Here is a 22850-nt window from a genome sequence, read left to right as displayed (position 1 = left end):
GTGCAGCCCGTCGACCCCCCCGCGTCTCATCGGCCCGCCAGCGCCTCGCCGCGCTGGTACCTGCGCCTGCTGGGCACGGCAACGCTGGACGATGGCCAGGGCGGCGAGCGGCACCGCTGGCCCAGCCGGGCCGCGCTGCTGCTGCTGGCGCGGCTGGCGCTGTGGCCGCGGCGCGTGCATCCGCGTGAGGAGCTGGTGGAGCTGCTGTGGCCCGGCGTGGCGCAGGAGGTGGGGCGCAACCGGCTGCGCCAGGTGCTGTCCACGTTGCGCGCGCAGCTTGAGCCGGTGGGTGCGCCGGCGGTGCTGCAGGCCGACCGCCATGCGCTGCGCCTGCTGCCCGGCGCGCTGGGCTGCGACGCCCAGGACTTCGAGCGCCTGCTGGCCGGCCGGCGCGATGCCGAGGCGGCCGCGTTGTACGGTGGCGAGCTGCTGCCCGGCCTCTACGACGATTGGGTGGCCGACGAGCGGCTGCGCCTGGAGGCCCTGCACGAGCGGCTGCAGGCCCGCCACACCGGCGCGCCGCCGCCGCCTGTGCCGCTGGCCCTGACCACCCGCCCGCGCAGCGGCGCGCTGCCGCGCTACCTGACGCGCTTCTTCGCCGATGACATCGCGCTGTCGCGCCTGCGCGCCGCGCTGGACAGCGCACCCGCGCTGGTGCTGCGCGGGCCCGGCGGCGCGGGCAAGACCCGCTGCGCGGTGGAGCTGATGCGCAGCCTGCCGCAGGACCTGCCGGTGCTGTTCGTTGATCTCAGCGCCTGCACCGATGCGGCGGCGATGGCCGAGGCGGTGGCCACCGCCATGCCGGCAGCGCCGGACACCGCCTGGACGCTCTGCGAGCGCCTGGCGGCCACCGACGGCTGGCTGGTGCTGGACAACTTCGAGCAGCTGCCGGCCGACGCCGATGCGCTGCTGGGTCAGTGGCTGCGCGCCTCGCCCTGGCTGCGCGTGCTGGTGACCTCGCGCCGGGCGCTGGCGCTGCCGGGCCTGCAGGAGCTGGCGCCACCGCCTCTGGGGCCTGTGCCGGGTGCCGGGCTGTCGCACGAGGCGCTGGCCCGCCACCCGGCGGTGGCGCTGTTCGTCGACCGCGCGCGCGCCGTGCGTCCGGACTTCCACCTGCATGCGGGCAATGCGGCAGCGGTGGCCGCGCTGGTGTCGGCGCTGGATGGCCTGCCGCTGGCATTGGAGCTGGCTGCCGCCCGGGTGCGCAGCCTGCCGCCGGCCGAGCTGCTGACACTGCTCAGCGGCGCCGCCGGGACCCCGCACCTGGACCTGGTGGGGCGGCCGCGGCAGCCGGGCGCGCCGCCGCGCCAGGCCAGCCTGCGCACCGTGGTGGACTGGAGCTGGCGCCTGCTGCCACCGCCCTTGGCCGAGCTGGCGGCAGCGCTGGGCAGCCTGTCCGCTCCCTTCACCCGCGGCCTGGCACAAACCCTGGCCGACCCTGCGCTGACGCCCGCCGAGTTGGCCGACGCGCTGGACGAACTGGTCGCCCAGTCTCTGCTGCAGCGGCTGCCTGAGCTGCACACCGACGAACCCGCCCGCTACGCGATGGCCGTGCCGGTGCAGCAGTTCGCTCTGCTGCAGGGCACACCCGAGCTGCGCCAGACGCACCGCCAGCGCCTGCGCCAGGGACTGCTGGCCTGGGCCGCCTGCTGGTCGGCGACGCCCCCGCTGGCCGAGGCGCGCGCACGGCTGCCGCACCTCGCCGCTGCGCTCGACGGTGCCGATGCTGCGTTCGCGCAGGCCTGGCTGGGCGCCTGGCGGCCCGTGCTGCACCACCTGTGGCTGGACCGGCCCACGCTGGCCCGGCTCTCGCTGCTGTGCGCCGGCGTGCCGGCCGAGGCGGTGGCGCTGGCCACGCTGGCATGGCAATGGCATCTGGCCGGCGATCCGACCGAGGCGCGTCGCTGGGCCTGCACCGCCCTGCAGGCGGCGCGGCGCGGCCCGCCTGCGGCCCGCGCCCTGGCCCGCTGGACCCGTCTGGTGATCGACTGGCGCGACTGTGAAGACCCGCCGCGCCTGCGCCGACACCTGGACCGCGCGCTGGCCGCGATGCCCCTGGATGCCCCCGCGCTGTGCAGCCTGCTGCGGCAGCTCGACGGCGCCGTGGCCGAGGTGCATGGGCACGACCCCGCGCGCGGCGGCCAGCGCCTGCAGGACGCGCTGGCCGCCGCGCAGGCCAGCGGCAACGCCTACCTGCAGCTGGCCTGCCGCTACCGCCTGGCCAGCTGGCTGGCCCGCCGGGGGCACGCGGTCGAGGCGATGGCGGGTCTGGACGAGGCAGCGCGCCAATCCGAGGCCCTGGGCGACCGCGAGACGCTCAGCAGCGTCTTCAACACCCGCGGCAACCTTCAACTGCGCCTGCGCCGCCCGGCCGAGGCCGCCGCCAGCCTGCGCGAGGCGGTGCGCCAGGCCTGGGAGGTGCGCTCCGGACTGGACCTGGCCTACGCGCTGTGGAACCTGCCGCGGGCGCTGGCGCGCCTGCCCGGTCAGGCCGTGCTGGCGCTGCAGTTGCTGGCCTTTGCCGCCGCCTGGTGGGACCGCCACTACGGCCGCCTCACGGCCGCCGAGCGCCGCTTCGTGCGGCGGGTGCGGCGCCTGGCGTCGGCCCAGGGCGAGCCAGGTCAGGCCCGGTGGCTGTGGGCCAGCGCCGAGAGCTGGACGCTCGACGAGGCCGTGGCGCGCGCGCTGGCTAACGATTGACGAACGCTGGCGCTGCAGCATCGGCATGCCGGCCGCGTGGCGGCGTCACTCAATCTGAATCCGGAGGTTTCCATGCCCTGTCATCTGCACGCTCTCCTGCCCCCTACCGCGCTGGTGCTGGGCCTGACGGCATCGCTCGCCCAGGCCCAGCAGGTCGGCACCTACGAAGGTCTCACCGATGCCGGCGACTCGCTGACGATCAAGGTCGAGCACGACGAATTCGGCCAGCCCCGGGTGCACGAGGTCGGCATTGGCTACATCGCCAGCTGCACCAAGTCCGGCCCGGGCCGCTGGGTGGGTTGGGGCGCTGGCGTGTCCCAGTCGATCGTCGCCCGCAAGGCCAGCTTCGAGGTGCGGGGCAATGCGCTCTACCAGAGCTGGACGCTGAAGTTCAATGGCGCCGGCGACCAGATCAGCGGCAGCTTCCTGGGCCGCACGCCGGAGTTTGTCGACCTCGACAGCTCGACCAAACAGGTCCAGTTGTGCGACAGCGGCAAGCGCAGCTTCACGGCGTCGCTGGTGCCGATGGCCACCGCTGGCGCGCCCGCCCTGCGTCGCGGCGAGCAACGCGCGCTGCCGCGCTGAGCCGCTTCAGGCGGTCAGCGCCGCCAGCACGATGTCACGCGCGTACTCGGCCGCCACCATGCGCAGAAAGCGCGGGAAGTCGACATGCGCGGCGTCATCGGCACGGTCGGAGATGGTGCGCAGCACCGCGCAGGGGCGGCCGAAGTCGTGCGCCACCTGCGCCAGCGCGGCGCCTTCCATCTCCACCGCCAGCGCGTCGGGCAGCTCGGCCTGCAGACGCGCGCACTCGGCCGCTGAGCTGACGAAGCGGTCGCCGCTGATCACCAGGCCCTGGTGCACCCGCGGCGCGGTGATGCCGAAGCTGGCCAGCGCCGGGTGCTCGCTGGCCAGCACCTGGTGCGCGCTGGCCACCAGGCGGTCGGACCAGGCGGCATCCGCGTCAAAGCGGCTGCGCCCGGTCATTGGCACCTCCCAGCGCGGAAACAGCGGCGAGGCGTCCATGTCGTGCTGCAGGAACTGGCGGCCGATCACCACATCGCCCACCGCCACGCCAGTGCCCAGGCCGCCGGCCACACCGGTGAACAGCAGGGCGCGCACATCAAAGCGGTCCAGCAGCAGCGCCGCCGTGGTGGCTGCCGCCACCTTGCCGACGCCGCTGAGCACCAGGATCACCTCGTGCCCGGCCAGCCGGCCGCTGTGCAGGGTGCGGCCAGCCAGGGTGCTGGCATGGTCGACATCCAGCCGCGCCTGCAGCGCGGCCAGTTCGTCGGGCAGGGCGCTGACGATCGCGAGGGTCATGGCTTTGATTGTGCGCCGGCCATGAAAAAGGCGCCCGGTGGGCGCCTTCGATGTGGCCTTGGGCGCTCAGGAGCCCGACGCGGGGGCCATGCTCTCGTTGAGCTTGGCGCCGATCTTGGGGCCCAGGTTCTTCACCAGCAGCGCTTCGGCCACCAGGATGATCAGGGCGCCAGCAGCACCGGCGGCCATCGAATGGCCGCTGATCTCGTAGGCCACGACGCTGAAGAAGGCGGCATTGAAGACGCCAACCACGCCGGCGACGCCCAGGGCGAGTTGGGCGGGGGTCATGCGGACACCTCGGCGGTGCGGGGGAAGCTCAGGACGCTCAAGACAATCTCCGGGAGGATGAAGGAACCGGGCCTGCCGGGTCCGCCGCGGAGGCGGCCTAGCACTTACCCTGATTTTAAACCTTGATCCAGGTCGAAGGCGGCTGGATTCCCGCCCCCGCGCTCAGGCTTTCAGCGCGCCCAGCACCTCGTCGAGCATCTTCTTGGCGTCGCCAAACAGCATGCGGTTGTTGTCCTTGTAGAAGAGCGGGTTGTCCACGCCGGCATAGCCACTGGCCATGGAGCGCTTCATCACAATGCTGGTGCGGGCCTTCCAGACCTCCAGCACCGGCATGCCGGCGATCGGGCTGCTGGGGTCGTCCTGCGCGGCCGGGTTGACGATGTCGTTGGCGCCGATCACCATGGTCACGTCGGTGTCCGGGAAGTCCTCGTTGATCTCGTCCATCTCCAGCACGATGTCGTAAGGCACCTTGGCCTCGGCCAGCAGCACGTTCATGTGGCCCGGCATGCGGCCGGCCACCGGGTGGATGCCGAAGCGCACGTTCACGCCCTTCTCGCGCAGCAGCTTGGTGATCTCGAACACCGTGTGCTGGGCCTGGGCCACCGCCATGCCATAGCCGGGGACGATGATCACGCTCTTCGATTCGCGCAGCAGCTCGGCCGTCTCGGCGGCGCTGATCGGCGAGACCTCGCCCTGCGGCTCGGCGGCACCGCCCTCGGCCTTAGGCGCCGGCGCACCGCCGCCAAAGCCGCCGGCGATCACGCTGATGAAGTTGCGGTTCATCGCCCGGCACATGATGTAGCTGAGGATGGCGCCCGACGAGCCCACCAGCGCGCCCACCACGATCAGCAGGTCGTTGCTGAGCATGAAGCCGGTGGCCGCAGCCGCCCAGCCGGAGTAGCTGTTGAGCATCGACACCACCACCGGCATGTCCGCGCCACCGATGGCCATCACCATGTGCACGCCGAACAGCAGCGCCACCACGGTCATCACCAGCAGCGGCGTCATGCCCGAGGCAATATCGTGCGCGTTGATGAATTCGCGGCCGAACCAGATGACGACCAGCAGGCCCGCCAGGTTGAGCCAGTGGCGCGCCGGCAGCAGCAGCGGCTTGCCGCCGATGCGGCCGGAGAGCTTGCCGAACGCGATGATCGAGCCCGAGAACGTGACCGCGCCGATCAGGATGCCCACGTAGATCTCGACCTCGTGGATGGCCTTCTCGGCCGGCGTGGCAAAGACGGTGGAGGTGTCCACATAGCTGGCGAAGCCCACCAGGCAGGCCGCCAGGCCGACCAGGCTGTGCATCAGCGCCACCAGCTCGGGCATCTGCGTCATCTGCACCTTCTTCGCCGCGAAGAGGCCGATGCCGCCGCCCACCACCAGGGCGCCGACGATGTAGGGCACGCCGGCCGCGGTGACCCGCGGGCCCAGCACCGTGGCCAGCACCGCGATGGTCATGCCGACCATGCCGAACAGGTTGCCGCGGCGGGCGGTTTCCGGGTTGGACAGCCCGCCCAGGCTGAGGATGAAGAGGATGGTGGCGCCGATGTAGGCCACGGTCGCGAGACTGGAAGTCATGTCCGGTTCCTTGTTCTTGTTCTGACGATCACTTGCGGAACATGGCCAGCATGCGGCGCGTGACGGCAAAGCCGCCGAACATGTTCACGGCGGTCAGCACCAGGGCGACCACCGCGCAGCCCAGGATCAGCGCATGCGGGCGGTCGGTGGCACCTGCGGCGTCCAGCGGCGGCGCCACCTGGATCAGCGCGCCGATGGCAATGATCGAGCTGATCGCGTTGGTCACGCTCATCAGCGGCGTGTGCAGCGACGGGGTCACGTTCCACACCACCATGTAGCCCACGAAGCAGGCCAGCACGAAGACCGTGAAGTGCGACAGGAAGGCGGCCGGTGCGTACAGGCCCACCAAGGCGAACAGCACCGCGCCTACCGCGAACACGATGGCCAGCGTGCTGCCCTTCATCGGCTCGCCGGGGCCGTGGCCGTGCGCCGGTGCCTTGGGTGCAGCGACGGCCGCCTTCGGCGGCGGCGGTGGCGGCAGCTTGGGCGCCGGGGCGGGCCAGGTCAGCTCGCCGTTCTTCACCACCGTCAGGCCGCGGATCGCGTCGTCCTCGAAGTTGACATTGATGACGCCGTCCTTGGTCTTGCAGAGCTCCTCGGTCAGGCGCAGCAGGTTGGTGCTGTACAGCGTGGAGCTCTGCTTGGCCAGGCGGCTGGCCAGGTCGGTGTAGCCAACGATGGTCACGCCATGGCGCACCACGGCCTGGCCGGGCACGGTCAGCTCGCAGTTGCCGCCCTGCTCGGCGGCCATGTCGACGATCACGCTGCCGGGCTTCATCGTCGCCACCATCTCGGCGGTGATCAGCTTGGGCGCCGGCTTGCCGGGAATCAGCGCAGTGGTGATGATGATGTCCACCTCGCGGGCCTGCTGCGCGTACATCGCGCGCTGCGCGGCCTGGAAGCCCTCGCTCATGACCTTGGCGTAGCCGCCGCCGCCCGAGCCCTCTTCTTCGTAGTCGACCTTGACAAACTCGCCGCCCAGCGAGACCACCTGATCAGCGACCTCGGCGCGGGTGTCATTGGCGCGCACGATGGCGCCCAGGTTGGCGGCGGTGCCGATGGCCGCCAGGCCGGCCACGCCGGCACCGGCGATGAAGACCTTGGCCGGCGGCACCTTGCCGGCGGCGGTGATCTGGCCGTTGAAGAAGCGGCCGAAGGCATTGGCCGCCTCGATCACCGCGCGGTAGCCGCTGACGCCGGCCTGCGAGGTCAGCGCGTCCATCTTCTGGGCGCGGCTGAGCTGGCGCGGCAGGCAGTCGATCGCCAGCGCGGTCACCTGCCGGGCCTGCAGCGCGGCCATCAGCTCGGGGTTCTGCGCCGGCCAGACGAAGCCGATCAGCGTGGCGCCGGGGCGCAGCAGCGCCACCTCGTCCAGCGTGGGCGGGCGCACCTTGAAGACGATGTCGGCCATGCCGAACAACTCGGCCGCGCTGCCCGCCACCTTGGCGCCGGCGGCGCGGTAGCTGTCGTCGTCGCAGTTGGCCGCGTCACCGGCGCCGGTTTCCACCGCCACCGAGAAGCCCAGCTTGATGAGCTTCTCGACCACGTCCGGCACGGTCGCGACGCGCTTTTCCCCGGCCGCAGTCTCGCGCGGCACCCCGATCAACAGAGCCATGACTCTCCTCTCCAACGTCCACTGTGCAGGGGCGGCGGCGCCGCTGTCGTGCGGTCGCCTCGGCGCCCCCGTCGTTTGCCGCCTAGCTTACCCAATCGCGGAGCGCTGTCGTCCGGCGGTTTGCCCGGGCTCTAAGATGGCCCGATGGAACGTTGGAAACCAAGCGTCACCGTGGCCGCGATCATCGAGCGCGAGGGCCGCTATCTGCTGGTCGAGGAGCGCACACCCGAGGGCCTGAAACTCAACAACCCGGCCGGCCACCTGGACCCTGGCGAATCCCTCATCGAGGCCGTGATCCGCGAGGCGCTGGAGGAGACCGCGCGCGTCTTCACGCCCACCCACGTGGTCGGGGTTTACCTGGGGCGAATGCAGCGCGCCAGCACCGGCGAGGACATCACCTACCTGCGCTTCGCGATCGCTGGCACGGTGGGCGATGAACTGCCCGGCCGCGGCTACGACCAGCCCATCGAGCGCACGCTGTGGATGAGCCTGGACGAGCTGCGCGCCTGCCCTGACCGGCACCGCAGTCCGATGCTGCTATGCAGCATCGAGGACCACGCGGCGGGGCGCGGGTTTGCGCTGGATTTGCTGCACATGCACCCCAGCGTCAAGCTGCTCCACAAGTGAACACCGGGTTTTCCGACCTGTCGGTCGTTGCATGATGTGAAAAGCCGCCCCGGGATGATTGACGCTGGACGCCCGGCGACAATCCCGCCATGCACAAGCAACGCGTGGTCGTCGGCCTGTCCGGCGGCGTCGATTCCGCGGTCTCGGCCTGGCTGCTCAAGCAGCAGGGGCACGAGGTCGTCGGCATCTTCATGAAGAACTGGGAAGACGACGACGACAGCGAGTACTGCTCGTCCAACGTCGATTTCGTCGATGCGGCAGCGGTGGCCGATGTCATCGGCATCGAGATCGAGCACGTCAATTTCGCGGCCGAGTACAAGGACCGCGTGTTCGCCGAGTTCCTGCGCGAGTACCAGGCCGGCCGCACGCCCAACCCCGACGTGCTGTGCAACGCCGAGATCAAGTTCAAGGCCTTCCTGGACCACGCGATGCGGCTGGGCGCCGAAAAGATCGCCACGGGTCATTACGCCCGGGTGCGCGAGCGCGATGGCCGGCATGAACTGCTCAAGGGGCTGGATCCGCTGAAGGACCAGAGCTACTTCCTGCACCGCCTGAACCAGGCGCAGCTGGCCAAGACGCTGTTTCCGGTGGGCGAGCTCCCCAAGACCGAGGTGCGCCGCCTGGCCGAGGAGATCGGCCTGCCCAATGCGAAGAAGAAGGACTCCACCGGCATCTGCTTCATTGGCGAGCGGCCGTTTCGCGAGTTTCTCAACCGCTACCTGAGCCACGAGCCCGGCCCGATCGTCGATGAGCGCGGCCGCACGCTGGGCCAGCATGTGGGCCTGAGCTTCTACACGCTGGGCCAGCGCCAGGGCCTGGGCATCGGTGGCGTGAAGGACAAGAAGGCGCCGCGCGGCGGCGGCGAGCACCTGCCCTGGTTCGTCGCGCGCAAGGACCTGGACCGCAACGCGCTGGTGGTGGTGCAGGGCCACGAGCACCCCTGGCTGCAGTACCGCCGCCTGGTGGCCGATGACCTCAGCTGGGTGGCCGGCCAGGCGCCGCGCGCCGGTGGCTATGGCGCCAAGACCCGCTACCGCCAGGCCGATGCCGCCTGCGCGCTGGACCCTTCGCCCGCCGGCCTGTCGCTGCTGTTCGCCCAGCCGCAGTGGGCGGTCACGCCGGGGCAGTCGGCGGTGGTCTATGACGGCGAGGTCTGCCTGGGCGGCGGCGTGATCGCGTCGGCCGAGCTGGCCTGAGGCAGCTCAGGTCCCGTTGGCGGCACCCAGGTGCTTGCGCAGCATGCCCCCCAGCGCCTCGGCAGTGACGGGCTTGGGCAGGTAGTCGTCCATGCCGGCGGCCTCGCAGCGCTCACGGTCCTCGGCCAGCGCGTGCGCGGTGAGCGCGATGATCGGCACCTGCGCGCTGGGCGGGTCGCCGGCACGGATCTGTCGCGTGGCCTCATAGCCGTCCATCACCGGCATCTGGCAGTCCATCAGCACCAGGTCGACGGCCTGCGCCTGCACGGCAGCCACCGCCTGGGCGCCATCGCCGGCCAGCAGCACCGTCATGCCCATGCGCTCCAGCATGGCCTGGACCACCATGCAGTTCACGGCGTTGTCTTCCACCACCAGGATGCGCGACGGCCGCGGTGCGCTGGCGTCGGTGACCATGGCCCGGCCTGGGTCCGCAGCGGGCTCGACCATGGCGCGCTCGGCCGGCGTCAGCGGCACTTCGAACCAGAAGCGGCTGCCCTGGCCCGGTTCGCTCTCGGCATGGATGGTGCCGCCCATCAGCGCCACCAGGTGCCGGCAGATCACCAGCCCCAGGCCGCTGCCGCCGAAGCGGCGGGTGGTGGAGCTGTCGGCCTGCGAGAAGCGCTGGAACAGCTGGCCCAATTGCTCGGGCGTCATGCCGATGCCGCTGTCCTGGATCGACACCTGCAGCCAGGGCCGCGCATCGCCCTCCGGCGCGGCCACGGTACCGGCGCGCAGCAGCACGGTGCCCGAGGGCGTGAACTTCAGCGCATTGCCCAGCAGGTTGGTCATGACCTGGCGCAGCCGGGTGGGGTCGCCGCTGACCGGTGGCAGCCCGGACAAGGACAGCTCGGTCCGCACCGCCACGCCGCGCGCCTGGCCCAGTTCGCGGTAGATGGCCGCGACGCTGCCCAACAGCTGCGCCGGGTCGAAATCGACCCGCTCCAGCACCACCTTGCCCTCCTCGATCTTGGACAGGTCGAGGATGTCGCCCAGCAGTTCGTGCAGGGCGTTGGCGGCGCTGGAGATGGCCTGCACGTAGCGCGTCTGTTCGGCGTTCAGCGGCGTGTCGCGCAGCAGCTCGGACATGCCCAGGAGGCCGTTCATCGGCGTGCGGATCTCGTGGCTCATGTTGGCCAGGAAGCGGCTTTTGGCCAGGTTGGCCTCCACCGCCACCCGGCGCGCCTGTTCGCGCTCGGCCGCCACCGACGCGGCCTCCAGCCGCAGCCGGGTCATCTCGGTCCAGTCGCGGCAGCTGCGCCAGCTCTCCTGGGTGAGCACCGCGGCATAGATCAGCACGCAGGCCACGACGATCCAGGCGTCCGGGTGACCGGACCACAACGCCTGCAGGATGACCGGCAGCAGCACGGCCACAAAGTTCATGATCGCCGTGCGCAGGCTGCTGACGAGCAGGAACACGCCGACCGCGGTGATGCACAGCACGCTGGCAAACAGCAGCGTGCCCAGCAGCGTATCGCGCACGGCGGGCACGAAGACCAGCGAGATCACGGCCCAGCACAGGTTGTCCAGCGTGATCAGTACGTCAAAGCGGATCTGCCAGTAGCGCAGCCGCTGCGCGCGATGGGGGTCGCGCTCGAAGCGGCCGGTGTCCAGGGCCCGCACAGCACTGATCAGCAGCCGCCATGCCAGCCAGCCCAGCACCCAGGCGTTAGCGACCCGGCCCCACATCGCCCAGGCCACCACCAGTCCGAACACCGCCGCGCCCAACTGGGGTTGCGGCGCCAGGCGGTAGATGGCGCGCACGCGCTCCAGCGCGATCTCGGCGTCGATGGCGCGCGGCGAGATCGGCTCGGGTGGGTCGGGACGGTACTGCATGGGATCGGGACCCGCCTGCCGGTGGCGCCCGTGGATGCCGGACGCCTTGCGAGGGCATGGCGCAAAGGTATATCGGCCGGCGCGCGGCGGGCTTGATGAATACCCGCGGGCGGATCGATACACTCGGCCGGATGCCTGCGGCCGCCCCTCCCTCCCCGCCGGACCCCTGGGCCCGGGCGATGCAGCGGCTGGCCGCCCAGCGCCCGCCCGCCACGCCGCTGCTGCGCCAGGCGGCCGAGCTGCTGCAAACCGGCCGGGACGCGTTGGTCGAGCCACTGCTGGCCCCCCACCTGGCGCGCCGCCCCGACGATGCCGACGCGCTGTACCTGCTGGCCCGCGCGCAGCTGCGCACCGGCCGGCCGGCGCAGGCGATCGCCGCGTTGCGCCGCTGCGTGGCGGCGCAGCCCGACTTCAGCGCCGCGCGCTACAACCTGGCCAAGCTGCTGGATCAGCAGGGCTGGCCCGCCGAGGCCGAGCCCGAAGCGCGCCGACTGCTGGCGGCCGAGCCTGACCACCCGCTGTTCGCCGAGCTGATGGCCCACCTGCACCTGGCGCTGGGCGAGCACGCTGCGGCGCTGGCGATCTACCAGCGGCTGGCCGATGCCCACCCATCGCGCGCGCTGTCGTGGCTGGATCTGGGGCACGCGCTGCGCGCGCTGGGCCGGCGCGACGACTGTGTGGCCGCCTACCGCCGCGCCTGCACCCTGCGCCCCGGCCTGGGCGGGGCCTGGTGGGCACTGGCTGACCTGCGCAACCACGTTTTCGAGCCGGCCGAGCTGGCGACGATGCAGCAGCAGCTGGCCCGCCCCGAGCTGCCCGTGCCCGAGCGCGCCGCGCTGCAGTACGCCTTGGCCAAGGCGCGCGAGGACGCCGGCGATGCCGAGGGCGCGTTCACGCTGTACGCCCAGGGCGCCGCGGCGCTGCGCGCGCGCATCGACTACGACCCCGACACGCTGAGCCGCGGCGTGGCCCGCCAGTGCGCGGTCTTCACGCCCGCCTTCTTCGCTGAACGCGCCAGCTACGGCTGCCTGGACGAGGCGCCGGTGTTCATCGTCAGCCGGCCGCGCTCGGGCTCGACGCTGGTCGAGCAGATCCTGGCCAGCCACCCGCAGGTCGAGGCCACGGCCGAGCTGCCCTACATCGGCGCGATCGCCGCCGAGCTGGCGGGCCGCAAGGACACCGCGCTGGGCACCGCCTGGCTGGATGCGCTGGTGGCGCTGCCGCCCGAGCGGCTGCGCGGCCTGGGCGAGCGCTACCTGGCGCTGCTGCAGCGCCACCGCCACCTGGGTCGGCCGGTGGTGCTGGACAAGAAGCCGGCCAACTTCTTCCACCTGGGCCTGATCCGGCTGATCCTGCCGAAGGCGCGCATCGTCGAGGTGCGCCGCACCCCGGTGGCCAGCGCGCTGTCGATCTTCAAGTCCTTCAGCAGCAAGGGGCGCCTGGGCCTGGCCGAGCTGGGCCGCTACCACCGCGACTACCTGGCGCTGATGGACCACTTCCAGGCGGTGCTGCCCGGCGCCATCACCCGGCTGCACTACGAAGACCTGGTGGCCGACCCCGAGGGCCAGACGCGCCGCCTGCTGGCCGCGCTGAACCTGCCCTTCGATGACGCCTGCCTGCGCTTCCACGAGAACCCGCGCGGCGTCACCACGCCCAGCTCCGAGCAGGTGCGCCGGCCGATCCACGCTGGCGCGGTCGAGCACTGGCGCGCCTTCGAGCCCTGGCTGGGGCCGCTGATCGACGCGCTGGGGCCGGCCGCCTAAGGCGCGCGCACCGTCACCCCGTCGGCGGCCAGCGCGGCGCGCAGCGTCTGCGCAAAGTGCAGTGCGCCGGGCTGGTCGCCGTGCAGGCACAGCGTGTCGGCGCGCAGCGCCACCAGCGCACCGCTGCGCGCGCGCACCTGGCCCTGCAGCATCAGCCGCACCTGGGCCAGCGCGGCGTCGGCGTCCTCGATCATCGCGCCGGGGGTGCCGCGCGCGGCCAGGCGGCCGTCGTCCTCGTAGGCGCGGTCGGCAAACACCTCCTCGGCCACGCGCAGGCCGCGGGCGCGGGCGGCGTCGACCATCGCGCTGCCGGCCAGGCCGTAGAAGACCAGCGACGGGTCCAGGTCGTGCACCGCCTGGGCCAATGCGTCGGCCAGCGCGCGGTCGCGGGCGGCCATGTTGTAGAGCGCGCCGTGCGGCTTGACGTGGTGCAGCCGGCCGCCGGCAGCGCGCGCGAAGGCAGCCAGCGCGCCGGCCTGGTACAGCGTCATCGCGTAGGCATCCGCCGGGCTCACCTTCATCTCGCGCCGACCGAAGCCCACCAGGTCGGGCAGGCCCGGGTGGGCGCCCACGGCCACGCCGCGCGCCAGTGCGGCGGCCACCACGCCGCGCATCGTGGCGGGGTCGCCGGCATGGAAGCCGCAGGCGATGTTGGCCGAGCTGACGTGGTCCAGCAGCGCCAGGTCGTCGCCCATCGTCCAGGCGCCGAAGCCTTCGCCCATGTCGCAGTTCAGGTCGAGGGTGCTCATGGTGTCTCCAGCAGCGTGCGGCGCAGTTGCGCCAGCGTGCGTTCACGGTCTTCCAGCAGGGCCTGGGCGCGGTCGGTGCTGATCAGCTCGAAGCGCAGCCGCTGGCCCGGGGCCATCTGCGCCAGCAGTGGCAGGTCCACCGCGGCGACATGGGCGATCTTGGGGTAGCCGCCGGTGCTTTGCCGCTCGGCCATCAGCGCGATCGGCTGGCCGTCGGGCGGCACCTGCACAGTGCCGAAGGCCACGCCCTCGCTGAGCAGCTCGCCCAGCGCCGGCGCGCCCAGTGCGGGCCCTTGCAGGCGGTAGCCCATGCGGTCGGATTGCGGGCCGACGCGCCAGGCGGTGGCCAGGAAGGCGGCGCGCTCTGCGGCGGGAAAGGCCTCCCAATGCTCGCCGGGCACCACCAGCACGCGCTCGGTCTGGGCGGGGTCGGGCAGCGTGGGCGTGGTGTCGAGACCGGCCGTGATGGGTGGCTCGGCAGCCGCCGGCCCGAGGGGCAGCCGATCGCCGGCCTGCAGCGCGCGCCCCTGCCAGCCGCCGAAGCCGCCGCGCACATAGGTGCTGCGGCTGCCCAGCACCGGTGGCACGTCGAAGCCGCCTTGCACCGCCAGGTAGGCGCGCAGGCCGGCGCGGGCGCGGCCACAGGCCAGCACGGCGCCGGCGGGCACCAGCAGGCGCCGGCCGGCGGGCACGGCCTGGCCGTCCAGCGTCAATGGCAGCTCGGCGCCGACCAGGGCGATGTAGGCGGCGCGCGCAAAGCGCAGGCGCGGGCCTTGCAGCAGGATCTCCAGCGTGGCCTCGTCGCCGGCATTGCCCACCAGCAGGTTGGCCACGCGGTGGCTCCAGCCGTCCATCGCGCCGCCCACCGGCACGCCGTCGGCCTGCCAGCCCCAGCGGCCGCTGTCCTGCAGCTGGGTCTGCAAGCCGGGATCCAGCACCTCGATCATGTGCGCTCCTGGGCCCACAGCGCCGCGAAGCGGGCCGCATCGATCGGCTCGAAGCGCAGGCGGTCGCCCGGGCGCAGCCGGCTGGGTGGGTTGGCAGCGGGGTCAAAGAGACGCAGCGGCGTGCGGCCGATCAGGTTCCAGCCGCCGGGGGTTTCCAGCGGGTAGATGCAGGTCTGCTCGCGCGCGATGGCCACCGAGCCCGGCGGAATGCGGGTGCGCGGCGTGGCGCGGCGCGCGGTGCGCAGCGCGCTGTCCAGGCCGGTGATGAACGGAAAGCCCGGCGCGAAGCCCAGCATCGCCACCTGGTGCGGTGACGCCAGATGGCGGCGCACCACCTCGTCTTCGCTGAGACCACAGTGGGCGGCCACGGCGGCCAGGTCGGGTCCGTGCTCACCGCCATAGCAGACGGGCACCACCACCTCGCGCGCAGCCGCGGCCGCACGGCGGCGGGGGCGTCGCAGCAGCGCCTGCACCTGGGCGGCCAGGCGCTGCCACGGGGGCTGCAGATCGTCGGGCTCGCCGGCCACCGCCTCGGGGCGGTAGTGCAGCGTGAGCGTGGTGTAGGCGGGCACCACCTCGCGCAGGCCGGCGGGCGGCGCCTCGCGCAGCGTGCGGGCGGCGGCCTGCACGCGCGCCACCGTGGCGGCATCGGGCTCGCTGCCCAGGCCCACGCGCAAGGCGCAGTCGCCCAGCGGCTCGATGGTGGGCGCGTCGCGCATCAGCCCATCGCCGCCGGCAGCGCCAGCACGATCTGCGGGAACAGCGTGATCAGCGCCGTGGCCGCCACCAGCAGCAGGAAGAAGGGCAGGGCCATGCGCGCCAGCGTGAACAGCTGCAGCCCGGTGATGCCCTGGATCACGAACAGGTTGAAGCCCACCGGCGGCGTGATCTGCGCCATCTCCACCACCAGCACCAGGTAGATGCCGAACCACAGCGGATCGATGCCCGCAGCCTGGATGGCCGGCATCAGCACCGCGGTGGTCAGCACGACGATCGAGATGCCATCGAGGAAGCAGCCCAGCAGCACGAAGAAGGCGGTCAGCACCGTCAGCAGCTGCCAGGGCGCCAGGCCCAGACCGGTGATCCAGCCGGCCACCGTGGCCGGCAGGCCGGTGAAGCTCATCGCGCTGGTCAGGAAGGCCGCGCCCATCAGGATGAAGCCGATCATGCAGGAGGTGCGCACCGCGCCCATCAGGCTGGCCGCCAGCGAGGCCCGCGTCAGCGAGCCACCCACGCCGGCAATCGCCAGCGCGCCCACCACGCCCACCGCCGCCGCCTCGGTGGCCGTGGCGATGCCGGCGTAGATCGAGCCGATCACCGCGATGATCAGCAGCGTCACCGGCGCCAGCAGGCGCAGGCGCTTGAAGCGCTCGGCCATGGGCACCGATTCGCCGTCCTCGGGCACGCGGTCCGGGTGGCGCCAGGCCCAGAAGGCGATGTAGCCGGAGAACAGCGCCATCAGCATCAGCCCCGGCAGCACGCCGGCGGTGAACAGCTTGACGATGGACACCTGCGCCGCCACGCCGTAGACGATCATCACGATCGACGGCGGGATCAGCAGGCCCAGCGTGCCGGCACCGGCCAGCGAGCCCACGGCGATGGCCTCGTCGTAGCCGCGCGACTTCAGCTCGGGCAGCGTGATCTTGCCGATGGTCGCGGCGGTGGCTGCCGACGAACCGCTGACCGCCGCGAAGATGCCGCAGCCGATCACGTTGACATGCAGCAGCCGCCCCGGCAGGCCGCGCACCCAGGGGCCCAGGCCGGCGAACATGTCCTCGGCCAGGCGGGTGCGGTAGAGGATCTCGCCCATCCAGATGAACAGCGGCAGCGCGGTCAGCGCCCAGCTGGCGGTGGCGCTCCACACCGTGGTGGCGAACAGCAGTCCCGGCGGCGTGGAGGTGAACAGCAGCAGCCCCACCAGGCCGCAGCCCAGCAGCGCCAGCGCCACCCACAGGCCCAGGCCCAGGGCAATGAAAAGGACCACCATCAGCAGGGCGGCCTGGCTCAGTTCGGTCATGCGGCGCTCCTGCTCATTCGGTGCGGGCGGTCTCGCCGCCGTCGCTCAGGTCCTGGCCGCTCAGGCAGCGCCACAGACGCTCGGCCAGCAGCGCGGCCAGCAGCGCCAGGCCGATCGGCATGGGCAGCTGCGGGATCCACATTGGCACGCGCAGCACGCCCTGGGCCACCTCGTCGTAGCGCCAGGAGTCGAACACGAAGGCGCCGGCCTGCCAGGCGGCCCAGGCGGCCAGGCCCAGACCCAGTGCGGTGGCCAGGGTCTCGACCGCATGCGCCGCGCCGCCCTGCAGGCGGCCCAGGATCAGCGTGACGCGGATGTGCTCGCCATGGTGCAGCGCGTAGGGCAGGGCCAGGAAGGCCGAGGCGGCCATGGCCCAGGCGGCGAAGTCGTCGGCCGCCGGCACCTGGGTGCCAGCGAGCCGGGCGACGATCTGCGCCAGGATCACCAGCGCAATCGCCACCAGCGCCACGGCGGCGCCCACGCCGGCCGCGGTGGCCAGTCGGTGCAGCAGCTTCACGGCGGGCTCAGCGGCGGAAGGCGTCAAGCACGGCGGCGCCTTCGGCACCGGCTTTCTTCAGCCACTCGTCGGCCATGGTCTGGCCGATCTTGGTCAGCTCGGCGGCGATGGCCGGCGGCACCGGCTGCACCTTGATGCCCTTGGTCGCCAGGGTCTGGGTCAGCACACCGGTGCGCTCACGGGCGGTGGCCCAGCCGCGCGCCTCGGCCTTCTTCGCGGCCGCCATCACGGCGGCCTGCTGGTCGGCCGGCAGGCCCTGCAGCGCGCGCTTGTTGGCGATGACGATGGCCTGCGGGATGAAGGCGTGGGCGTCGTAGTAGTGCTTGACGTAGTCCCAGGCCTGGGTGTCCACGCCGGTGGCGGGCGAGGTGATCATCATGTCGACCACGCCGGTGGAAAAGGCCTGCGGCACCTCGGCGGTCTGGATGGTGGTGGGCACCGCGCCCATCAGCGTGACCATGCGGGTCGTGGAAGCGCTGTAGGCGCGAAAGCGCACGCCCTTGAAGTCAGCCATCGAGCTGACCGGCTTCTCGGTGTAGATGCCTTGCGGCGGCCACGGCGCGCCGTACAGCAGCACCACGCCCTGCTTGTCCAGGCGCGCGGCGATCTGCTCGCGCGCAGCCTTCCAGAGCTTCTCGGAGGCGTCAAAGCTGGTGGCCACGAAGGGGATCGAGTCGATCTCGAACATCGGGTCCTCGTTGCCCAGCGCCGACATCAGCACCTCGCCCACCGGCACGATGCCGGCTTGCACGCCGCGCTTGACCTCAGGCCGCTTGAGCAGCACCGAGTTGGACTGCACCTTGAGCTCCAGCGCGCCGCCGGTGGCCGCCTTCACGTCCTCGGCGAACTGGCGCACGTTCTGCGTCAGGTAGTTGGCGTCGGGCTGCTCGGCCGACACATTCCAGCTGGTGGCGGCGGCGGCAGGCAGGGCGGCCAGCGCGGCGGCGGCCGCGGCGGTGGCGATCATCAGGCGACGGTTCATCGGCTTCCTCGTGGGACAGGGTGGGTCGGGGCCTGCCTGGCGCGCGGCCGGCAGGATGGTCCCGACTGTCGGGCCAATCGGCCGGGGCTGTCCAACGAGAAATCTTTGCGCCGCGCGACAACTTTTGCTGATCGCGGCTCAGGGTTGCCCCGGGGTCAGTGCAGTGGTCGCACCCAGGCCGGGTCCTGCTCGGCGCAGTAGTGCGTCACCACCTCGGCCGTCAAGGCCTGGGTGGCGCGCACCGCCGGTGTCGCATCGCGCTCGCTGATCGCACTGATCGTCATCGCCGGCAGTGCCGGTCCCTCGCACAGCCGCAGCGCGCCGCTGTCCAGATCGGCCCGCACGAAGACCGGCGGGATGGCGGCGATGCCGTAGCCGTCGCGCACCAGCTGGATGATCGACTCCACCGAGGGGAAATTGCAGATGCGCGGCTCGGTGCCGCGGTCGGCGAACAGGGCACGCACATGGGCCTGCGGGCTGGAGGTGCGCGAGAAGGTCAGCAGCGGCACCCGCTCCAGCTGCGCCAGCGTCAGCGCGCCGCGCTGCGGTGCCAGCTCGGGCCGGGCGATCCAGTGCAGCGCAAACTCGCACAGCGGCGTCACCCGGTGCTCGGTGCTGCCCACGGCGGGCGCGTAGGGGTCGTTCTGCACCATCAGGTCGAGCTTGCGGCCGCGCAGCGCCTCGTGCAGGTTCTTCGCCGTGTCCACCGTGATGTCCAGCTCGATCTGCGGGTGGCGCTCGGCCAGCAACCGCACCAGCGGCGACAGCCAGGTGCGCACCACGGATTCGATCGCCCCCAGCCGCACCCGGCCGGCCGGCGGCGCCTCGGGGCGGGTGCTGGCGCGCAGTTCGCGCTCCAGGTCCAGCATGCGCTGGGCCTGGCGCACCGCCTGCTCGCCGGCGGCGGTCAGGGTCAGGCGGCGCTGGCTGCGGTCGACCAGCTCCACCCCCAGGTCGTCCTCGAGGTTGGCGATGCGCTGCGAGATGGCCGCCTGGGTGGCGTTGAGCACCTGCGCGGTCTCGCGGAAGCTGCCGACGCGGGCCAGCACCACCAGGGTTTCGAGAAAGCGCGTGTTCATGACAGGAGCGTAGCAAGCGCCGGGCCTGTCGCGTCGGGGACGCGGGTGGGTCCGCATGGGCAAGGCGCGAACGATGGCCTAGATTGACCAGCACAGCCACCGGAGAAGCCCGATGATGATCCCCTCGCTCAAGGACCAGGTGTCCGCCACCGAATGGCAGGCCCGGGTGGACCTGGCCGCCGCCTACCGCCTGGTCGCGCTGTTCGGCTGGGACGACCTGGTCTACACCCACCTCTCGATGCGCGTGCCGGGCGAGGCCGATCACTTCCTGATCAACCCCTACGGCCTGTTCTTCGAGGAGATCACCGCTTCCAGCCTGATCAAGGTGGACCACGCCGGGCGGCCGCTGCAGGAGACGCGCTTTCCGGTCAACCCGGCCGGTTTCGTGATCCACAGCACCGTGCATGCGGCGCGGCCCGAGGTGGCCTGCGTGATGCACACCCACACGCCGCACGGCGTGGCGGTGGCGGCGCAGGCCGAGGGCCTGCTGCCGCTGTCGCAGCAAAGCGGCTTCATCCTCAACGCGCTGGCCTACCACGACTACGAGGGCGTGGCGCTGCGCGACGCCGAACGCCCGCGCCTGGCCGCCGACCTGGGCGGCGCGATGTGGATGATCCTGCGCAACCACGGCCTGCTGACCGTGGGCCGCACGGTGGGCGAGGCCTTCCAGAACATGTACCTGCTGGAGATGGCCTGCCGCATCCAGATCCTGGCGCAGTCGGGTGGCGCGGCCCTCACCCGGGTGGGCCAACCCATCATCGCCGACATGCTGGCGCAGGCGCGCGAGGTCAGCGTGGGCCAGGGCGCCGACCTGGTCTGGCCGGGGCTGCGGCGCCGGCTGGATCGGCAGCTGCCCGGCTATGACACCTGATCCGGCCTGATCAGGGCGTGGGTGCCAGCTGCGCCTCGATGAAGCCCTGGCAGGCGTCGGGGTCCAGCGGCTTGGCGAACAGGTAGCCCTGCACCAGGTCGCAGCCCAGGCCGCGCAGATAGTCGAGCTGGGCGCGGGTCTCCACGCCCTCGGCCACCACTTCCAGGCCCAGGCTGTGGGCCAGCGTGATCGTGGCGGCGCAGATCGCGGCGTCGTTGGCGTCGTGCTCGATGTCCATGACGAAGCTGCGGTCGAGCTTCAGGCTGTTGAGCGGCAGCTGCTTCAGGTAGGCCAGCGACGAGTAGCCGGTACCGAAGTCGTCGATCGACAGGCCCACGCCCAGCTGGCGCAGCTGCTGCAGCTGGGCGATGGTGCGGCGCGGGTCGCGCATGGCGGTGCTTTCGGTGACCTCCAGCTCCAGCGCGCCGCCGGGCACGCCGTGCTGCACCAGGGCGTCGGCCACGGCCACGGCGAACTGGTCGTCGCGCAGCTGCTGGGCCGACACATTGACCGCCACCCGCAAGCTGGTGTGCCCCTGGGCGCGCCAGAGCGCGAGCTGGCGCAGCGCCTCGTGCAGCACCCAGCGGCCGATGCTGGCGATCAGGCCGGTGTCTTCGGCGATCGGGATGAAGCGCACCGGCGACACCAGGCCCAGGCTGGGATGGCGCCAGCGCAGCAGCGCCTCGACGGTGACGGTGCGCAGGCCGCCGGCCTCGATCTGCGGCTGGTACTGCAGGAACAGCTCTTGGCGGTCGATCGCCACCCGCAGGCCCTGTTCCAGCGCCAGGCGTTCCTGGTTGTCCTGGTTCATGGCCGCGGTGTAGAAGTGCAGGCCATCGCGGCCGGCGGCCTTGGCGTGGTACATCGCGGCGTCGGCGCCCTTCATCAGCGCGTCCATGTCGTCGCCGTCGCTGGGGTACATGGCAATGCCGATGCTGGCCGAGGTGTGCAGCGCGTGACCTTCCACCTTCACCGGCTGGCGCAGCGCCTCCAGCACCTTCTGCGCCACCAGGGCGCTGGCGCGCGCGCCCTCGTCGCCCAGCTCGGTCAGCACCAGCACGAACTCGTCGCCGCCCAGGCGGGCGACGATGTCGCTGCCGCGCACCAGGGCCTGCAGGCGCTGGGCCACCTCGACCAGCATGGCGTCGCCCACATGGTGGCCCAGGCTGTCGTTGATGTCCTTGAAGCGGTCCAGGTCGATGAACAGCATCGCCAGCTCCGAGTCGCCGCGCTGCGCCGCCGCCAGCGCCTGCTCCAGCCGGCCGCGCAGCAGCACGCGGTTGGGCAGGCCGGTCAGGTGGTCGTGGTGGGCCAGGTGCAGGATGCGCTGCTCGGCGGCCTTGAGCTCGCTGAGGTCCATGGTCTGCGCGATGTGGTGGGTGACGGCGCCCTGGGCGTCGCGCACCACCGAGATCGACATCCACTTGGGCGACACGCGGCCGTCGCGGTGGCGGTCCAGCAGCTCGCCGCGCCATTGGCCCCGTTCGGTCAGCGAGGCCCACATGGCTTCGTACTCGTCCGGCCGGGTGTGGCCGGAGGCCAGCAGCCGCGGGTTGCGGCCCACCACCTCGTCGGGGGTGTAGCCGGTCTGCTGCACAAAGGCGGGGTTGACCTCGACGATGTGGTTGTCGGCATCGGTGACCACGATGGCCTCGCCGCTGTGCTCGAACACCGCGGTCAGCAGCCGGGCGCGCTGGCGCGCTTCCTCGCCACGGGCCAGGGCGCGCACCAGCATCAGGCCGGCACCGGACAGCAGCAGCAGAAAGCTCGCCACCAGCGCCAGCGTGGTGCGCAGCTCGCGCTGCCAGCCCGCCAGCGTGTCCTGCTCGGCCAGGCCCACCAGTACCAGCAGTGGCGCGGCGCTCATGCGGCGGACGGCGTAGGTGCGCGTCACGCCGTCAGGTGTCTGGCCGGTGTGGTAGTTCACCACGCGCCAGTCGGGACGCGCCACCAGGGCACGCAGCTCCGGGGAGGCGTTCTGGCGACCGATGCGGCCGGAGTCCCCGGCCAGCGCTGGATAGCGCACGATCTGGTGCAGCGCTGCGCTGCGCAGCACCACCACGCCGCCGGGCCCGGCATCCACGCGCGAGAGCAGCAGCGACAGGTGCGAAATCTGCATCGTGGCCAGCACCGCGCCCGCGGGCTGGCCGTCCGGGCCGTTGACGCGACGGCCAAAGGGCAGCACCCAGCCATCACCCACCAGGCTCAGGCGCGGCGCGGCCACCTGCAGACCCGGGTGCGCCTGTTGGCGCAGGGCCTGGAACCAGGGCTGGTCGGACTGGTCCAGATCGGCGGCCTGCACCCCCAGCCCGCCGCCGACGATGCGTCCGGCGGCGTCCACGAGGTAGACGCCGCTGAGGTCGGGCCGTTCGCCCTGCACCGCCTCGATCAGGCTGGCGGCCTCGGCGGGCTCGATCCGGCCGCGCAGCGCCAGCGAGGCCTCGATACCGTGCACCACGCCCAGCAGCGACTGGTCCAGCTGGTTCAGGTGGGCGGCCAGGTAGGCATCGGTCAGGGTGGCCAGGTTTTGGCTTTGCGCCTCCGCCCGGGCCTGGTGCTGCAGCCGGCTCTGCCACAGACCCATCACCGCCAGACTGGCGATCATCGAGGCGAGCAGCGCCAGCGCCCCCCACACCACGGTGCGGGGTCGGCGGGCAAGCAGCTTGGACAGAAGGGCGTTGGAGCGGGGCATGGACGGGCCTCGGTCGGATATCGGCCGCTCTGAGTGGCGCTTGAGTCGCCCGGTTGTGTCCGCGCCGGGCCGG

The 22850-nt window shown here is 72.1% G+C and carries 19 protein-coding genes; 6 read left to right on the top strand and 13 right to left on the bottom strand.

The window, feature by feature from the left end; all coding sequences use genetic code 11:
- Positions 1 to 2700, top strand: coding sequence for an ATP-binding protein (locus KAK06_RS18675; RefSeq protein ID WP_210803662.1), 2700 nt, complete (start codon positions 1 to 3; stop codon positions 2698 to 2700).
- Between the two features lie 72 nt (positions 2701 to 2772).
- Positions 2773 to 3285, top strand: coding sequence for a hypothetical protein (locus KAK06_RS18670; protein ID WP_210803661.1), 513 nt, complete (start codon positions 2773 to 2775; stop codon positions 3283 to 3285).
- Between the two features lie 6 nt (positions 3286 to 3291).
- On the opposite strand, the gene KAK06_RS18665 is transcribed toward KAK06_RS18670, so the two are convergent.
- From KAK06_RS18665 to KAK06_RS18650, 4 genes are all read right to left on the bottom strand, one after another.
- On the bottom strand, positions 3292 to 4023 hold the full coding sequence (locus tag KAK06_RS18665) for a 5'-methylthioadenosine/adenosylhomocysteine nucleosidase (RefSeq protein WP_210803660.1): 732 nt from the start codon (positions 4021 to 4023) through the stop codon (positions 3292 to 3294).
- Positions 4024 to 4089: 66 nt separating this feature from the next.
- Positions 4090 to 4311 carry a hypothetical protein gene (locus tag KAK06_RS18660; RefSeq protein WP_210803659.1) on the bottom strand — a complete coding sequence of 74 codons (222 nt, stop codon included), beginning with the start codon at positions 4309 to 4311 and terminating at the stop codon, positions 4090 to 4092.
- Positions 4312 to 4473: 162 nt separating this feature from the next.
- Positions 4474 to 5889: a Re/Si-specific NAD(P)(+) transhydrogenase subunit beta gene (gene pntB / locus KAK06_RS18655; RefSeq protein ID WP_210803658.1), complete on the bottom strand. Its 1416-nt coding sequence runs from the start codon at positions 5887 to 5889 to the stop codon at positions 4474 to 4476.
- Between the two features lie 28 nt (positions 5890 to 5917).
- Complete coding sequence (locus tag KAK06_RS18650) at positions 5918 to 7504, bottom strand: Re/Si-specific NAD(P)(+) transhydrogenase subunit alpha (protein ID WP_210803657.1); 1587 nt, start codon at positions 7502 to 7504, stop codon at positions 5918 to 5920.
- Positions 7505 to 7648: 144 nt separating this feature from the next.
- Between KAK06_RS18650 and KAK06_RS18645 the strand changes: the two genes are divergently transcribed.
- Both KAK06_RS18645 and mnmA read left to right on the top strand, forming a co-directional pair.
- The gene (locus tag KAK06_RS18645) at positions 7649 to 8131 is read left to right on the top strand and encodes an NUDIX domain-containing protein (protein ID WP_210803656.1); all 483 of its coding nucleotides are present in this window, start codon (positions 7649 to 7651) and stop codon (positions 8129 to 8131) included.
- 89 nt (positions 8132 to 8220) lie between these two features.
- Entirely contained in the window at positions 8221 to 9327 is a 1107-nt protein-coding gene (gene mnmA, locus KAK06_RS18640; protein WP_210803655.1) for a tRNA 2-thiouridine(34) synthase MnmA, read from the top strand.
- 6 nt (positions 9328 to 9333) lie between these two features.
- Here the strand turns inward: mnmA and KAK06_RS18635 are convergent, their stop codons facing one another.
- The gene (locus KAK06_RS18635) at positions 9334 to 11160 is read right to left on the bottom strand and encodes an ATP-binding protein (RefSeq protein ID WP_210803654.1); all 1827 of its coding nucleotides are present in this window, start codon (positions 11158 to 11160) and stop codon (positions 9334 to 9336) included.
- Positions 11161 to 11291: 131 nt separating this feature from the next.
- On the opposite strand from KAK06_RS18635, the gene KAK06_RS18630 reads away from it, so the two are divergent.
- Complete coding sequence (locus KAK06_RS18630; RefSeq protein WP_210803653.1) at positions 11292 to 12923, top strand: tetratricopeptide repeat-containing sulfotransferase family protein; 1632 nt, start codon at positions 11292 to 11294, stop codon at positions 12921 to 12923.
- Here the strand turns inward: KAK06_RS18630 and KAK06_RS18625 are convergent.
- The 7 genes from KAK06_RS18625 to KAK06_RS18595 all read right to left on the bottom strand — a co-directional run bounded on the left by KAK06_RS18625 (position 12920) and on the right by KAK06_RS18595 (position 19214).
- Entirely contained in the window at positions 12920 to 13672 is a 753-nt protein-coding gene (locus KAK06_RS18625; RefSeq protein WP_210803652.1) for a LamB/YcsF family protein, read from the bottom strand. The genes KAK06_RS18630 and KAK06_RS18625 overlap by 4 nt on opposite strands.
- The gene (locus KAK06_RS18620) at positions 13669 to 14619 is read right to left on the bottom strand and encodes a 5-oxoprolinase subunit C family protein (RefSeq protein WP_210803651.1); all 951 of its coding nucleotides are present in this window, start codon (positions 14617 to 14619) and stop codon (positions 13669 to 13671) included. Before KAK06_RS18620 ends, KAK06_RS18625 begins: the two co-directional genes overlap by 4 nt.
- The gene (gene pxpB, locus KAK06_RS18615; protein ID WP_210803650.1) at positions 14616 to 15338 is read right to left on the bottom strand and encodes a 5-oxoprolinase subunit PxpB; all 723 of its coding nucleotides are present in this window, start codon (positions 15336 to 15338) and stop codon (positions 14616 to 14618) included. Before pxpB ends, KAK06_RS18620 begins: the two co-directional genes overlap by 4 nt.
- Positions 15338 to 16636, bottom strand: coding sequence for a TRAP transporter large permease (locus tag KAK06_RS18610; protein ID WP_210803649.1), 1299 nt, complete (start codon positions 16634 to 16636; stop codon positions 15338 to 15340). The genes pxpB and KAK06_RS18610 overlap by 1 nt, the downstream gene beginning before the upstream one ends.
- A 13-nt stretch (positions 16637 to 16649) precedes the next feature.
- Positions 16650 to 17153, bottom strand: a complete 504-nt coding sequence (locus tag KAK06_RS18605; protein ID WP_210803648.1) for a TRAP transporter small permease — start codon at positions 17151 to 17153, stop codon at positions 16650 to 16652.
- A gap of 7 nt (positions 17154 to 17160) precedes the next feature.
- On the bottom strand, positions 17161 to 18135 hold the full coding sequence (locus tag KAK06_RS18600; RefSeq protein ID WP_247652973.1) for a TRAP transporter substrate-binding protein: 975 nt from the start codon (positions 18133 to 18135) through the stop codon (positions 17161 to 17163).
- Positions 18136 to 18290: 155 nt separating this feature from the next.
- Positions 18291 to 19214: a LysR family transcriptional regulator gene (locus KAK06_RS18595; RefSeq protein ID WP_210803647.1), complete on the bottom strand. Its 924-nt coding sequence runs from the start codon at positions 19212 to 19214 to the stop codon at positions 18291 to 18293.
- Between the two features lie 112 nt (positions 19215 to 19326).
- On the opposite strand from KAK06_RS18595, the gene KAK06_RS18590 reads away from it, so the two are divergent.
- Positions 19327 to 20085 carry a class II aldolase/adducin family protein gene (locus KAK06_RS18590; RefSeq protein WP_210803646.1) on the top strand — a complete coding sequence of 253 codons (759 nt, stop codon included), beginning with the start codon at positions 19327 to 19329 and terminating at the stop codon, positions 20083 to 20085.
- Positions 20086 to 20095: 10 nt separating this feature from the next.
- Here the strand turns inward: KAK06_RS18590 and KAK06_RS18585 are convergent, their stop codons facing one another.
- Positions 20096 to 22777 (bottom strand): bifunctional diguanylate cyclase/phosphodiesterase, encoded by a 2682-nt coding sequence (locus KAK06_RS18585; protein WP_210803645.1) that lies wholly within the window; start codon positions 22775 to 22777, stop codon positions 20096 to 20098.
- Positions 22778 to 22850 lie beyond the last annotated feature (73 nt).

It is taken from the genome of Ideonella aquatica (assembly GCF_018069755.1).
Lineage (GTDB): Bacteria > Pseudomonadota > Gammaproteobacteria > Burkholderiales > Burkholderiaceae_C > Ideonella > Ideonella aquatica.
Note: the sequence above shows the minus strand (reverse complement) of the source record. Positions and strands in the feature narration are given on the sequence as shown.

Bases quoted from the DNA above. Each gene is read 5' to 3' on its own strand.
- KAK06_RS18610 (WP_210803649.1), bottom strand. From the start codon at position 16,636: ATGACCGAACTGAGCCAGGCCGCCCTGCTGATGGTGGTCCTTTTCATT.
- KAK06_RS18625 (WP_210803652.1), bottom strand. From the start codon at position 13,672: ATGAGCACCCTCGACCTGAACTGCGACATGGGCGAAGGCTTCGGCGCC.
- KAK06_RS18650 (WP_210803657.1), bottom strand. From the start codon at position 7,504: ATGGCTCTGTTGATCGGGGTGCCGCGCGAGACTGCGGCCGGGGAAAAG.
- KAK06_RS18595 (WP_210803647.1), bottom strand. From the start codon at position 19,214: ATGAACACGCGCTTTCTCGAAACCCTGGTGGTGCTGGCCCGCGTCGGC.
- KAK06_RS18635 (WP_210803654.1), bottom strand. From the start codon at position 11,160: ATGCAGTACCGTCCCGACCCACCCGAGCCGATCTCGCCGCGCGCCATC.
- pntB (WP_210803658.1), bottom strand. From the start codon at position 5,889: ATGACTTCCAGTCTCGCGACCGTGGCCTACATCGGCGCCACCATCCTC.
- KAK06_RS18670 (WP_210803661.1), top strand. From the start codon at position 2,773: ATGCCCTGTCATCTGCACGCTCTCCTGCCCCCTACCGCGCTGGTGCTG.
- KAK06_RS18645 (WP_210803656.1), top strand. From the start codon at position 7,649: ATGGAACGTTGGAAACCAAGCGTCACCGTGGCCGCGATCATCGAGCGC.
- KAK06_RS18660 (WP_210803659.1), bottom strand. From the start codon at position 4,311: ATGACCCCCGCCCAACTCGCCCTGGGCGTCGCCGGCGTGGTTGGCGTC.
- KAK06_RS18630 (WP_210803653.1), top strand. From the start codon at position 11,292: ATGCCTGCGGCCGCCCCTCCCTCCCCGCCGGACCCCTGGGCCCGGGCG.
- KAK06_RS18620 (WP_210803651.1), bottom strand. From the start codon at position 14,619: ATGATCGAGGTGCTGGATCCCGGCTTGCAGACCCAGCTGCAGGACAGC.
- mnmA (WP_210803655.1), top strand. From the start codon at position 8,221: ATGCACAAGCAACGCGTGGTCGTCGGCCTGTCCGGCGGCGTCGATTCC.
- KAK06_RS18665 (WP_210803660.1), bottom strand. From the start codon at position 4,023: ATGACCCTCGCGATCGTCAGCGCCCTGCCCGACGAACTGGCCGCGCTG.
- pxpB (WP_210803650.1), bottom strand. From the start codon at position 15,338: ATGCGCGACGCGCCCACCATCGAGCCGCTGGGCGACTGCGCCTTGCGC.
- KAK06_RS18600 (WP_247652973.1), bottom strand. From the start codon at position 18,135: ATGAACCGTCGCCTGATGATCGCCACCGCCGCGGCCGCCGCCGCGCTG.
- KAK06_RS18585 (WP_210803645.1), bottom strand. From the start codon at position 22,777: ATGCCCCGCTCCAACGCCCTTCTGTCCAAGCTGCTTGCCCGCCGACCC.
- KAK06_RS18590 (WP_210803646.1), top strand. From the start codon at position 19,327: ATGATGATCCCCTCGCTCAAGGACCAGGTGTCCGCCACCGAATGGCAG.